General features: G+C 66.6%; 8 protein-coding genes and 1 tRNA gene. 4 read left to right on the top strand and 5 right to left on the bottom strand.

Going from position 1 to position 14,074, the window contains the following annotated elements:
• The first annotated feature begins 250 nt into the window (after positions 1-250).
• The 4 genes from H9657_RS10130 (at position 251) to H9657_RS10115 (ending at position 4,471) form a co-directional block, all read left to right on the top strand.
• Entirely contained in the window at positions 251-622 is a 372-nt protein-coding gene (locus H9657_RS10130; RefSeq protein ID WP_191782954.1) for a hypothetical protein, read from the top strand.
• A 714-nt stretch (positions 623-1,336) separates the two neighbouring features.
• Positions 1,337-1,409: transfer RNA gene (locus tag H9657_RS10125), tRNA-Lys, on the top strand.
• Positions 1,410-1,616: 207 nt separating this feature from the next.
• The gene (locus tag H9657_RS10120) at positions 1,617-3,143 is read left to right on the top strand and encodes a hypothetical protein (protein WP_318241416.1); all 1,527 of its coding nucleotides are present in this window, start codon (positions 1,617-1,619) and stop codon (positions 3,141-3,143) included.
• 353 nt (positions 3,144-3,496) lie between these two features.
• On the top strand, positions 3,497-4,471 hold the full coding sequence (locus H9657_RS10115) for an IS481 family transposase (RefSeq protein ID WP_191782950.1): 975 nt from the start codon (positions 3,497-3,499) through the stop codon (positions 4,469-4,471).
• Between the two features lie 671 nt (positions 4,472-5,142).
• On the opposite strand, the gene H9657_RS10110 is transcribed toward H9657_RS10115, so the two are convergent.
• The 5 genes from H9657_RS10110 to H9657_RS10090 all read right to left on the bottom strand — a co-directional run bounded on the left by H9657_RS10110 (position 5,143) and on the right by H9657_RS10090 (position 14,003).
• On the bottom strand, positions 5,143-9,072 hold the full coding sequence (locus tag H9657_RS10110) for a hypothetical protein (RefSeq protein ID WP_191782948.1): 3,930 nt from the start codon (positions 9,070-9,072) through the stop codon (positions 5,143-5,145).
• 657 nt (positions 9,073-9,729) lie between these two features.
• Positions 9,730-11,088 carry a Fic family protein gene (locus tag H9657_RS10105; RefSeq protein ID WP_191782946.1) on the bottom strand — a complete coding sequence of 453 codons (1,359 nt, stop codon included), beginning with the start codon at positions 11,086-11,088 and terminating at the stop codon, positions 9,730-9,732.
• Positions 11,089-11,284: 196 nt separating this feature from the next.
• Positions 11,285-12,079 (bottom strand): TatD family hydrolase, encoded by a 795-nt coding sequence (locus H9657_RS10100; protein ID WP_191782944.1) that lies wholly within the window; start codon positions 12,077-12,079, stop codon positions 11,285-11,287.
• A complete protein-coding gene (locus H9657_RS10095) occupies positions 12,076-13,374 on the bottom strand; it encodes a hypothetical protein (protein ID WP_191782942.1) in 1,299 nt (432 codons plus the stop codon). The genes H9657_RS10100 and H9657_RS10095 overlap by 4 nt, the downstream gene beginning before the upstream one ends.
• Positions 13,371-14,003 carry a hypothetical protein gene (locus H9657_RS10090; protein ID WP_225215030.1) on the bottom strand — a complete coding sequence of 211 codons (633 nt, stop codon included), beginning with the start codon at positions 14,001-14,003 and terminating at the stop codon, positions 13,371-13,373. The genes H9657_RS10095 and H9657_RS10090 overlap by 4 nt, the downstream gene beginning before the upstream one ends.
• Positions 14,004-14,074: the final 71 nt, after the last annotated feature.

The following is a 14,074-nucleotide window of genomic DNA, read 5'->3' as shown; positions in this document are numbered from 1 at the left end:
AACAGCGACGATCCCGGGAGGACCTCGATAACTCGCCCGGCACCGCAGATCATCGCCCGGGAGATCTTCGAGGACCTCACTGCTGCACTGACGGAATTCGAAGCAGTGGCGGCCGCGCTCGAGACGTCGTCAACTCCGCCGCTCGCTGAGGACATCCCGACGGCACGACCGTCAGAGGAGGTGCAGGCATGAGAACCCTCCGCGACGGAGCGCATGCCCTCGGACGTCAGGACGCCGCCCTTACCTGCCGGTGGACTCCTACGGGCCCGACCTCTCCCTGGTCGTCGAGGTCGACGAGCGTCAGCACGACCACCCGGTCACGCACGTCGACAAGCCGGACCGGCTCACCGTCAGCGGTGTGCACCGCGGAGAGCAGCGTCGGATCTACGACGAGCGCAGACGCTCCCTCGTCCCGGCCCACGGCCTGACATTGCTGATCGTCCGGACGTCGCAACTCGCAGTCGACGCTCGGAGCAGGCTCCTGCGGGTCGTCCCGGCCGACGACCCGACCCTGCGGCGGCTCCTCGACGAGGCTCCGGCAACCCCCGGACACGTCCACGACGACGGCCCCGACCTGACCTCGCGGCCCGCGTACCCTGGGTGCCCGGACGCGCAGGGCTGAGCAGGGGCTCTCTCGAAAGTTCTCTCGAGGCTTGTCTCAGTGAGTGTCTGCCCGGGCCTCTGGGACATGAGTGGATTAGCTCCAGCCTGCGGCATCTCCAAGGGTACGCGGCGTTGCACCCCGGAGGGCGGATCGCGGCTCGTACGGTGTGCAGCCGTGCGGTGGGGATCGCGGGTGCGTCCCGTCCGACGCAGGCACGGAAGACCGCGACCACGGTGCGTGCCTGCGTCTGGTGCAGCAGGCCGGGCGTGGGCTGCTCGAACGCGCCGCCCACGCGGGCCAGCTCGTCGCCGATCTCGCTCACTGCCCACCCCCTCCTCTTGGCCACCGCGCGGAAACCGACTGGCGGTGCGATGACGCTAGAGGTGACCAACGACAAGGAAGGCCGAAGGGGTGACCCCCGCAGGGCCGCAAGGAAGCGCCGTCGACCGACCGAACACCTGCATGCCCCCCTAGATCGGCTAATCCAAGCGGCACATGCACCTCATGGCCATGCCGAACCACATCGCCGTTATCCCGAGGGTTCCACCGACCCCGTCTCCGAGGACGCACGTCGCGCGACCACCCTCGCGCCCACACCCCCACCGGCCCTGACCAGCCTGTACCGTCGATCCGTCCCCCACAGCGCCCCTCACCGGGCGCACGCGGACGACACGGGTGTTGTCCCTCGGATTCCACAACGAAACCCCTCATCACCCGGGCCTCTGGGCCTCTGGGCCTCGAGCTCATCTGGCAGAGCAGCGGACTCTTCATCCGCGGGTTGTGGGTTCGATCCCCACGGGGCCCACCTGAACTGCGGAAACGCCGTGTGGGCCTGCCTCCGGTCGGCCGACTCCTGGCCTGTGAGAGGCTCGAGCGAGCTAGATCATCGGTGTCGCCCCGTAGTCGCTCGGAAGGAACTCGCTGCATGCGTCGTGTGCCCGGCCGTTCTCCGCACGCTCGACCGGGTGCATGCTCGCGGCGGAGGGCGCACGTCGCCGCCGGCCTGGCGCTGGTGCTCGGTCCTGTGCTGCTGGTCGGCTGCTCGCCCGCGCAGTTCGCGCCTCAGGAGCGGTCGACCACCGCCCTCGACGAGGCGTCCGACGAGCTCAGCACGATCGTCGCCGGGTTCGCGCCCGAGGGCTGCACCGACGCCTCGCTGCCTGTCACGGTCGAGGAGGAACGCCTCACGGCCGTCCTGCCGGACGAGGCGGACCCGTCGCAGCCCGCCGACCGCACGTTCGCCCGCACGATGGTCCAGGGCGCCGGGTTCGGTGAGTTCACCGCCGCCCTCGCCGAGGAGGTCTGCAGGCAGGACTCCCTGGCCGACGCGACGACCGTCGTCGAGCGCCTGGGCACCGAGCTGTGGCGGCACGCCGTCGCGCGCGCCCAGTCGACCGACGGCGTCGCCGGGGAGCTGCCGGCGAGCGACGACCGCCCGCTGTACTGGACGCGGCTCGAGGCCATGTCCGTGCTGCACCAGTGGAGCCCGGACTTCACGCTCTCCACCGAGGAGCGGGCGTCGCTGGTCGATGCCTTTGACCGGGCGGCCCGGGGCATGCACGACATCGACCTGCCGACGGGCGACCAGGTGAAGCGGGTGCTAGTCAGCGGGTTCGACCCCTTCGCGCTGGACGACGGCGACACGGGCCGGGCGCGGGGCACGGTCGGCAACCAGATCCGGCACGGCAACCCGTCCGGCGCGACCGCCCTGGCGATCGACGGGACGACGACGATGGCTCCCGACGGCACGACGGTGCACTACGAGGCGTACACCTTGCCGGTCAACTACCCCGAGTTCGAGCGCGGGTACCTGGAGGACACGGTCGGGCCGCTGATGGAGGCCGGCGACGCCCAGCTGGACGCGTCGATCACCATGAGCCAGGCGGGCGGCGCTTTCTTCGCCCTCGAGCAGTGGAACGGCCGCTACCACGGCGATGTCGCCGGGAACGACGACTTCGCGCCCTGCCCGCCCGCGCCCCTGACGAGCGCCCCGCAGCTCGCGAAGGACAACCCCGGCTGTAACACGCAGGTGCCGGCGCGGTGGGGTGGCGGCGACAGGCTGACGGATCCGCCGCAGTGGACCGCGTCGACTCTGCCGATCGAGCAGATGATCGAGGCGCGCACGGGCGCAGACGTCCCCCGACCGCCGGGCGACAGGTGGGAGGACGAGTCGGTCGCGTTCGGCGTGCTGTGGAACACGAACTACACGTACTTCCCCAGCTGCGACTCCCGGGATCTGGAGGACGCCTTCCAGCGCGAGGACACGTATCCGCCCGCCGTCGAGCCGACACCTCCGCCCGAGGACTCGTGCGCGCGCAGCGGCGGAGGCGGCGCCTACCTCTCGAACGAGTCGGCGTACCGCAACACGCTGCTGCGCGACCTGGCGGGGCTCGGCATCCCGGCGGGGCACATCCACACCCCGGACATGCAGCACTTCGCCACGGACTTCGCCGTGACGGACGCGACGTTCGAGGCGTGGCGTGACGCCATCGTCGCCCAGTCGCGCGAGCTCATCGAGGTGGTGGGAGCCCACAGCTGACATCTGCAGGCACGGGGCTCGGCCCAGGCACTGACACTGCTAGACCGCGAGCTCCGCCGGGCTGCGTCCGCATGGGCAGCGACGTCACCGCCAGGGCTGGCTGACCCCGAGGACGACTGGCGCGACGAGGTGTACTCCGGCGAAGACCGCGTACTGGATCCGTTTCGCCGGTCGCTCCGCGCGCACCCTGAGCCGAAGCGAGATGTGGGCGAGCTCCGCGTGGTCGCGTCCGAGCCGGACCCATTCACCCTGCTCCTAGATGTACTGACCCGCAGCGTTGTTGACGTAGCGAGAGACCTCCGGGTCGAGTTGGGACTGCTTAGGAACCCGGCTCGAACACTCGGAGGTCTCTCGTGTCTCACGCTAATGCCCGGTTGACCCCTGCCGGCAGGTTCGTGTTGGTGCAGCGGATCGCGGCTGGTCGTCCCGTCGCGCATGTCGCGGCGGAGATGGGCATCTCTCGGACCACGGCGTGGCGGTGGTGGCGTCGTTGGCAGCTGGAGGGTCGCCCCGGGCTGGCCGACCGCTCGAGCGTGGCTCGTAGCCACCCGGCTCGCACGGCGCCGTGTCTTGAGACGCGGGTGCGGATCGCGCGGATGCTGTCGCGTCGTGGACCAGTCTGGATCGGGCACCACCTCGGTCTGCCAGCCTCCACGGTGGGCCGGATCCTGGCCCGCCATCAGGTTCCCCGGCTGGCCGAGTGCGACCCTTTGACCGGTCAGCTGATTCGCGCCACGCGTCGTTCGGCGAACCGATACGAGCATCCCTACCCGGGCTCGCTGGTGCACATCGACGTCAAGAAGCTCGGTCGCATCCCCGACGGGGGCGGGTGGAAGGCGCACGGGCGCGGCGAACGACCTCGAGACAGACGAGGTCTGGGCTACGACTATGTGCACACCGCGATCGATGACCATTCCCGGCTGGCCTACGCCGAGATTCACGACGACGAGAAGGGCACCACTGCCGCCGGCTTCTTGACCCGCACAGCAGCGTTCTACGCGGCCCATGGCATCCAGATCGAGCGTGTGATCAGCGACAACGCGTTCGCCTACCGCAACTCACGCGACTTCCACCGAACTGCGCTCGACCTGGGCATCGCGCAGAAGTTCATTCGTCCGCACTGCCCCTGGACCAACGGGAAGGTGGAGCGTCTCAACCGCACTCTGGCCACCGAATGGGCCTACTCGCGAGTCTTCGAGTCCAACGACGAGCGCTCCGCGCTCTTGCCCGTGTGGCTGCAGCACTACAACCTGGAACGACCCCACCTCGGCATCGGCGGACTGACACCCATCGACCGCGTCAACAACGCTGCGGGTCAGTACACCTAGAACCGACCGGCGAGCTACACGACCTGCTGGGGACGCTCCCGACATCCACGCTTCTCTACGCCATGTCGGCCTTCGTAGGACATGCGCATCCGGCACTACTGGCATGTCGAACCGATGCTTGGAGCAGGTAGGGGCAGTGCAAGAGAGCTCGACATCCTCCGGGAAGTTCGCGCCGGACGATGGCCGGGCAAACGCCCCGATGGGGTCGGCCAGACTGAACGCGCCAGCGGGCGCCCGTCCAACTTCCGCGCGGTTGCCCCTCCTCCGCCTGAACGCGGCCTTCCATGCGCCGTGGTGCATGCCGAGACCATGCTCGGCGAGGGCACGACAGTCGTCATCGATCTGCTCCCCAGCACGACACCCGCGTACTACCTGGCCAGGGCGCACCACGCCCCACTCCTGTGAGGTTCTGCAGTCCGGCAAGGCCGTAGCCTAGGCCGCACAGGCGAGCGGTCGCCGAGGTTGTCCCCCTGGTTCTCCCGAGGGTTGTCTCAGTGAATTAGTGCTTGTCCCGGGCCTCTGGGTGGTGAGTGGATCAACTCGGACCTGCAGAGACGCTTCTGACCTGCGACGCTGCGCGACCAAGTAGGGAACGCACCCGACCCTCGACCGGAACGCCTCGGCATAGCCGACTGATTGAACTCCCGGTGCCGCTTTGCGGCTGGCAACTGCTACGGCGACGCCTTGGCCGATGGCTCGGCCCCGCTCACCGTCCCCCTCGCCGAGCTCGAGGCCAGGGTGTTATCGGCGGCCGCCGCAGCCAACTCCCAGGAGCGCAGGAGCTGCCGTGCCGCCTCAGGATCTCGATCCCACGTGAGAGCGAGGATCATGAGTACGCCTAGATTCGTGACCTCATCGTTGGATGACTGCATGGCGCCCTGCGCGATTCTGGCAGCAAGCGTTGCTTCCTCGGGCGCATCGTCGTCGAACTCGCCCTGGACCCGGTCCGTGAGGCTGTCGAGCTCCTCGCGTATCCCGACGACAACACCATCTTGCGGCTGCAGCCGCCCTATCGCCTCCAGTGCTCCTCGAAATCGGCTGATCTGCTCATCGACCTTCGTCTGGTCGACACCGGATGTGCCACGTCGAGCATCGAGAACTCCCAGGGCAGAGACCATTTGTAGTGCTTGATGTGCTTCCACCAGAGCGTCCGCAAGAGGCGTTGGCCACGGCTCAGGTAGCGACTCCACCCATTCTTCGAACAACTCTGTGCCGGGAAAGATACTGATCACCATCGCCATGGCGAGCATTCGGATCGGCCTGCCGCCGCTGACCGGAAAGAGAAGGACCGTTCCGCGGTCGGCTGCGGGTGGCGTACTGGACTCGATGGCACTGCGGAGCAACTCCAGAGCGGCAGTCCATTGGGTCAGGTCGTCCATCTCGACGCCGAGGGCGAACTGTGATGCAAATCGGCCGAGGGACGACGGGGTAGAGCGAGGGCGCCGATGAACCTCAACAACCAGACCAGAGCCCGCAGCAAGAGCGACGAGATGTGCCGCCCACTCGTCTTCGGCCCGCGTGGCCTGGACTCGCGCGGCCTCGGCGACACGATAGATCGAGGTGCCTCTCGGCCCGGATGACGCGATCGCACGGATTGCGGCACGTGAGAGTGAGCCTGCTGCAAGTTCGAGGAGGACGGTGTTGAGGCACGAGAAGATCGTGTCCATCGCTTCGAGTTCAGCTGGCGGGTCCTCGCCGAGAAGTTCCCATTGCTCCTGGCGGATCTCGGACACTTCGCGACGGAGCTGGTCACCGACGAAGCCCGCCAGGGCGGCCCAGTTCGGCTTCGACTCGAACAGGCGCCCAGCCAAGTTCTCGACCAGCGCCCATGCAAGCCCATGGACCGGGTCGCTTCTCGGAGACGCGTCGACACCCTCGACCGAGTCAAGCGTTGCCAGGCTCACGCTGACCGGCACCCGCAGATCGCCCGACGCCGCTGTAAGGGCATCCCCAGCCCGGATGAGACGCTGCCTATCCCGCGGCAGGAGCTCCCCGTTGCACCAGACGCGAACGAGGTCGATCAGGTATCCATGGGCACCGGTCACGATTCTGCGTGCATCGGCGACTCTCGCGGTTGCGTCGACGAGGCCACCAGCCGCGGCGGCCACATTAATGCGCAGGCGGTTCCAGGCGACTTCCGTTGCCGGACGGTCGTAGCGTCGCTGCAAATGGCTGACCGCCATGACATAGCCCCCGGACTGAAGTGGGATGTCGCCGGGGAGTCGGGCCTCCACATCCACGGAGTCGCAAATGGGAGAGCAGCGCAGCAGCACCTTGGCGAAGGCGCGCACCACCGCGTCGGCCCCGCCGGCGTACTCGTCAGACACATGGAGGCACCGCGCCACCGCAACCGCCACCCCGTCACGCTCGACTACGCCGACTTCGACGAGTTCTGGGTACTCCACCTTGAGCCGTTCGATGACAGCGGCTTGACCACCCGCTGCCTCAAATAGGTGGACCGCGAGCGCCTGCGAGACCAGCCGCGCGGTAGCCAGGATGCTGCCGAGGTCTTCACACCCGGCGCCGCGCAGTGCCGCCTCGAGCGGCGAACCACCCAGGTGCCCGACGAGCGCCGCATCGAGATCGGCCGTGGTGCCCTGCAACACCGCGAGAAGCTGCCGGGCCGCCTCGAGCGACCCTCCACAGACGGCGGAAACCAGGAAATCGATACCCGTGCTCGCCATGGCGTCGCGCAGCGGACTACCCGCGTTCAGGTCGGGTTCGATCTGCTGAATAGCCTTTCGGACTTCCGACTTGAACAACGGCGAAGGCTCGGAGTCGAGCATCGCGAGCTGGATTGCGATGGCCCGATCCACGGGATTTACACCTAGCCGGTCCAGCTTTGCGACGATTCGGTCGCAGCGGCGGCGAAAGTCGACCATCCGCAGCCCGTGCAACGCCGACGCCCAAGCAGCTAGCGAGTCCCGGTTGCGCAGTTCGGTCTTGAGCCGGGACGTGACAACGTCGTCGAGCCTTGGATGCTCGGTCATGATGGACATCACGAGGGTTGTGAGCTGCTCGTCGTCGACCAACTCGAGGAGCGTTCCGACGGAGTCCTGCACGGTCGGTGGCGGGTACCGCCACACCGCGTCGCTCAGAGCAGACGATCGGAGCTGGTGAAGACCCGACAAGCGACCGTCGAACTCCTGAACCAGGTGCTCGTCCTTCAGCCGACCGAGCGACTGCCGGAACAGGGCATCAGGCGCATCGAGGGAACGCTGAACAGCCCGCAGGTCCAGATCGGCGCCCCAACGCTGAGCCGCCGCCACGAGCCCGATAACGCTGACCTCAACGCCCCGCTCAGGGTCATCAATCCGACGTCGGACCTGCTCACCGAGCACGTCAGCCAGACGACGTCCGCTCGTCAGGCGGTGCGTGTACTCCAGCGTCAGTCCGTGAGCCTCCCGGTACGCCTCCCGCCAGTGCGCAGCGCCGGTGGCACCAACTGCCGTCAACGCGAGGTAGATCTGCTCAGCGGTGTTCTCGTCGAGTCGCGGCTCAATGAGCACGCACTCCGCCAAGGACCGGAGCGGCTGCAAGTCCTCGAATCGCGCGGTTCCGAGAAGTGCTATTCCGGCGATGGGCGCAACTTCGCGAACCAGCAGATCCCACGCGTCGCTGCCTCGAAGACCGACACCATCGACAAGAAATCCAACTCTGGCTCGCTCAGTAGGTCCGTATGCGCGGGCAAGGGCAACCAGCGATGCGACGTCCGCCTCGCGAAGTATGCGGACCCGGAACCACAAGATGTCGCGCATGGACGAGGCCGACATCCACAGCAGGACGGACTTGCCCACTCCCGACGGCCCAGTGATCAAGACGGGCGCCCCATGGTCGACCGCCGAGGCGATTTGCTCGACGAGGTCAGGTCGCGGTACCGGCAAGCCCGCGGCGACATGACCCGGCTGCGCGGCAACGCCCTCATAGAAGCGGTCATCGCGTAGCGGCGTGTCGAAGTCGACTGGTTCGCACAGGCCGTCCGTCAGTGCCTGCTCGACTGCGGTTCGGTCGATGCCAGTCGCGGCCCCGCCCGTCACGCGTTCGATCTGGGTCCGGTCCATCCCAGCGCGCCTCACCCAGTTCGACTCGGCGTTCGTGTCAATACACCTCGCTACCGCATCGCGCAGCGCCAGCACGATCGGACCTGTGACACCGCGTGGGAGGGCGTAGCGATCAGCCAGCAGCGCGGCCGCCTGCTCGCGGGCCTCCTGCCAGGGCAGGACGAAGACGGAGATCCGCTCTGCCACCGCCCGAATCGCCGTCGCCTCCATACCCCGTGCCGCACCGAGGTGCTCGAGAGCTGTCAACAGCGGGTTTCCTGAGGGGAGGTCCCCGATCACCTGGCCCCACGTGGCCGGAGAGCAGCCGTCGATCGACTTCTCGAGAACCAAGACCGGCCGGCCGGTCATCCCCAACGCGCGGCGCTGCTCGTCGCTCGCTGCTACGGCCAGGACGTGCTGAGCGGCTTCGGCAGCAGTGAAGTCGTTGCGGCGGTCCTGCCGCGACTTGACCTGAACCTGCCAAGCCGAGGCACCCTCGCATGACACATCCTCGAACCCCTCGGGAACGAGGACGTCGGCGTCGATGCCCCCCGCAAGCACCTGCGCACACAGCCACGCAGCAACATCGTCCTGGTAGTGATACCCACGCGCTGCTCGCGACCCTGACCGCGTCCCGGCCCATAGGTGCTCAGCATTGGGCCCGTCGTCACGCGGGCCGTCCCCGGGGAGCACGCGGGCAGCAACGCGTCGCCCATCTGCTCGCGTTGGGCGACGCTGCGCGCGCCCGCCGCCTCTACGCCTCGGATCACCTTTGCCGGACACAGCCGCATCGTCGCACCACCTGCCGACAATCCATGGGGTCGCCCGACAGTGGTGGCTCAGCTGATCTCGGCTCAGTCCGCTAGAACGGATTCAGCGATACCTTCGCGGCATCGATCCAAGTCACGCACACCACCCGGATCCAGGACCGCCAGCACTCGGTCCCCCTGCGGATCGTTGTCCAGAACGTCGACGTGCGCCCCGCTGCTGTCCTCGTACACGCGGCCCCCGTATCGCTTGTCGAGAAAGGTGAGCCAGCTCAGCCGAAGGTCTTCCTCTGCGGGGACAGTTCGCACCTCGACCGTCGAAGAAGACGCAGGTCGATGGTCGCATCCGACACAGCGCGGGATGGTGGCGGTACACCAGCCGCGCCGGGTTGGACGAGACCAGTACAGCACGCGCCACGTCGGCGATGGAAATGCAACGATCCGGACAGGACTAGAGCACGGAGACCAAGGAGTCCGCGATTAGTCGGGCAGACTCCTCGGGCCGGGTCTCTGTAAGGTCGAATTCAAACCGTTGCCTTATAGGAGAGGGCACGGCGGGAATGACGCTGATCTCGTCGGGGACGCGACCGTCTATGTCACTGCGCAGGAAGTGTTGCGTGTAAGGGTGCATCGCGTCAGGAGTACGGTCGCGACGCGAGATAAAGATGGACGGGTACACCGCGCTGCTATCGATCTCCAGCCACCTATCGCTGCGGAAGCCGAACCAAAGGAGCCACTCGCTCTGCTCACCTTTCTGGCGGACCGTCGCGAACCAGCCATTACCTTCGACGTCGCGGTCGCAAAGGAGTGAGAACGAACCTGGATCCAGCGTTCCCTGAACTTCAAACAGGGCACCACGCCCTCGCAGGCTCTCTCCCAGCGCCGTGGTGAACTGACGCAGGGTGCTTAGCCAGAATCTGTGGCGCTCACTCTCACTCGCGAGGAGCCGGTCCTCGATGACCGCGCGGACGTAGTGGGGTCGCGACATGATCTTGGCTTGCCTGCGCAGGACTCTCCCGAAGAGTTCATACAGGGGCAGGAGGTCGCCCTCGTCGCTCGCGGCGAGCGCTGCGTAGTACTCGCCGCGATCGCTCGCAGCTCGGACGGTCAGCGCGGGGTACCCGTGACGCGCCAGTTCGAGGTTCGCCAGGATTCGCGAGAGGCGTCCGTTCCCGTCTTCGAACGGGTGAATATGGGCGAGCCAGGCGTGCACTACGGTCGCGGTCAGCAGGGGGTCGGGGGTTCCCGCACCCCACCAGTCTGCGAGCTCGAGCATCACCCGGGGCGTGTCGGCAACGGAGGAAGTGCGGTGGGCGCTTCCACCGATCACGTTATCGAACTGCTTGAACTCACCGCTGCCGGGGATCGCCCCCAGGATAAGCCGGTGCAATTCGCGGATCTCGTGAGCGCGCGGCACCCTGTCCTGCTCTGACCAGGTCTCTGCGATCTCGTGTGCTCTGTAGAGCCCCAGCGCCTCGTAGACGCGTGGATCAGACTTCACGCCGGCCACGAGCGTCCGCGTTGGTGCCGAGAGGAGCTCACGATGAGTGGCGACCACTGCGCGGACCTCCTGCGCCGACCACTGCATCCCCTCGATCACGTTGCTCTCTGCAACGAGATCGGTTCGTGCCGCCTTCAGGTACGGATCGAGCACCTCCTGGGCCTCCGCAACGATGCGCGCGTTGGTCTCCGTGGCCTTCCTGCGCGTCTCGGACGACCGAGTAGCAGCAGCCTGGAACCGAGTCGCTGATACGAAGTCACCTGCGATCAGATAGGGAGTACCAACGAGTAGCGATTCGGCATCGTGCACAAGACCCTCCCCAGACGATGTGATCCAGCCACCATGACGCACTGGGGTGTCCGCCCGCTGGCGTTTGCCAGCTGAATGAGTCGCGCGCCCTGGCGTTTCGGTTGCAGTCGATAGCCGCGGGCGGGCTGATGGCGGCAGTTGCGCTCGAGCCGTGGCCCGGTCGCTAGGAGCGCCTCAGAGCTCAGTCGCCGCGCACTTAACTGCGGGGGGAGGGGTCCGGACGTTCTGTGGCAGCGAGCATGCGGCGCACCGGTAGTGGAAGGAGCTCCACAACATCAACTGCGTGGACAAGGCTCGCGAAGTTCGACCAGACCTGCCGACGGACAGCTGCCGCGTCGAGCCCGTGAAGTTGAGCAAGCGCAGTCTCCACGTCGCCAACTGCGCCAGGCTGCCTCGGGGACGTGGAGCCTCGATCGCCGGTCGGATGGTCGGTCTCGGTGAGGACCCGATCGAGCGGGATCGCGGCGACATCTGCGGGATGCTTCATGCCTGCAGCGTTGAATGAGAACCAGCACCCTAGTTCAAGCGCGCGCCTCGTCTCCTTCGTATCGCCCCGCCACCAATGCAGAACTGCGCCCTGGACTCGATGTTCTTCCAGAATTTTGAGAACGATGCTCGGCGCCCCTGAACTGTGAATTGAAGTAATCCGCGGCGCCCTCTGTAGGCTCTCCAGGATCGACGTCAGCACTCGCACCTGCGTGTCGATCGCGACCCTCGAGCGCCCGTCGATCCCGACCTCGCTCACATACGCCGTCATTGGCAGAAGTTTCGTGAACTCCGCAGGGTCGAAGGCAGTTTGCGCTCGCTCAACGCCAGGGTGACAGCCCAACCCCCAGACGGTCACGGTGTCGCGGCGGTTCCTGACGGACTCGAATTCAGCAATGGATCTAGTGGCAGCGAATACCACGGCGCCGAGTCGTTCTAGCTCCGCATGGCTCACCTTCGGGCTGATGTGCGCATGGAGATCGATTGGTGGGAGCTGCACCGTCATGCGAACAGACTCCGGAGTTCTTCCACGCCCCTCTGAGACAGGGCCAGCGCATCCTGTGCGGCGTATCCCGACGGCAAGGACATGACCATGACATCGCGCGCGCGGATGCCCCGGTCGGCGAAGTCACGCATGGGCTCGACGATTGACTTCTGCTTGACGAAGCCTTCGAAACGGCCGGCCTTGTCGTCGACGAGATAGGTCGTCTTGTCAGGGATGCCTGCCGCGAGGAACGCGGCCCGTCGCACCAGGCACCCGAAGCACACGCCGCAGGACGCTCCGGTCACCCCAACGAAGCGGGCGTCGGTGTGCGAGCACGAGTTGGTCGAGCTGAGGTACCCGGACGCGGAGTCCACGCCGATCGCGTCCGCGACGCGTCGGAACATCTCGCCCTTCGTGAGCCCTTCAAAGGGGTTCTCGATCAGGCTATGGCCGCCGACGTCCTCCATCAGATCCGCCAGCTCCCTGAGGAACCTCGGGTGAGTCGTGTGGGTCGACAGGCCCCCACGGCGGTCTGGGCCGAGCGGCGGGTTGAGCGACGCGAAGCCGTTCTCGGGAATCCAGAGCGGTGAAGCGGCACGTTCCGCAACGGCAAGCCCGAGCGCGAGGAAGAGGAGCGATCGCGACCGCGTCGACGACTCGCTTTGAAACGACGTCCCACCCAGACGCTTCGACCTGCGGTGTAGGTGGAACTGCCGATGCACCTGGCCGCACCTTGGGACGAACGCTTGCACCGCCTTGAAGAGGCCCTGTTGGACAGGAGATATCGCGGTCGAGCTGTACTGGGAAACCAGAGCTTGCGAGCGTCCATGACCTAGCTCGAGGGCTGAGAGAAGCGCGCCGGCCGCCGAGTCCGCCCCGCCGCTCAGAAGCACCGTGCGCTCGTGGTGCTGCTCCTCGATACGCAGAACTGTCTCGTTGGCAGGAGGTGCGGGCGAGAACTGGAACGTCCAGGAGTCACCAGAGAGGAAGCCGACGACTCGGGCGAGCCGGTCGGCATAGGACGCCCAGAGGGCAGGATCAGCCACTTGCACTGTGAGATCGAGCTCTCGAGCATTCCAGTTCGAGCCCCCGCCCTCGCGAAGCACCGACCGATCAGATGCGAGGACCGCCAGAGCGATCCGAACGAGATCCACGTTGCGCGGGTTTACTGCTCCGAGCGTCGACAGGTACGGGTCGAGTGGGCCGACGAACGTGGACTTTCCGCTGGGCGCCCAAAGAAAGACCTCGTCGAATACACCGTGCTGGAGAGCGGTTTCAGCGTCGGTCTCTGAGATCGCGAGTAGGAGCCGGGTCATGACTTGACTCCGAAGATCATGCCGATGTCTCGGATGCCACGCTCGATCGCCTTCGACATTTCCTGCTCGGTAGCTCCGGAAGGGCTCAGAGTGGCCTGCGTCGCGTATTCCGCGGCAACATCGCGGATCTGTCGCTCCAGGCTGCGCCTCTTCTCGGCACTTGCAGCTTTCGCATAGACCGTTGCGGAGATCTCTGTCAGTGCAGTCTCCGCTATTGACGTCTCGATTGCCTTCCGTACGACCTCTTCCGGTGTCGGTGGGCGATCTGCCGGCTGATCGAGGATCCACTCGACGACCCCAGCGACTATGTCGCGTTCCTCCGCGTCGGCGACAGTGCTGTCGGACTTGGACTCAAAGGCAGCCTCGATGATCCTGATACCAATGGCGACCGGATCACCCAGTGCGCGGAGCTCGTCGTAGTTGAGTCCCGACTCACGCAGCGCCTCGCGATTCCCCGACGAGTACGCAAGGGCAAGGCGTCCGGCGCGGCCTGCCGCCTTTGAAACTCGGCCTACCGATCGCGACGCTCCGCCATAGGTGCGGCTACCTGCACCACCGCTGCGCGCACCACCGCCACCACTGCCAGGACCGTCCGCGCCGCCTCCCCGACCACGAGAGCGGAGAAGCACACGGAGAGCTGGGCCGAGGTCGACCTGTGAGGGCAGGTTGGCGGGACCCGATCGGGGTGGAACGGAAGGAC

It is taken from the genome of Cellulomonas avistercoris (genome assembly GCF_014836445.1).
Classification (GTDB): Bacteria; Actinomycetota; Actinomycetes; order Actinomycetales; family Cellulomonadaceae; genus Cellulomonas; species Cellulomonas avistercoris.
This window is presented reverse-complemented; position numbering and strand designations above follow the sequence as displayed.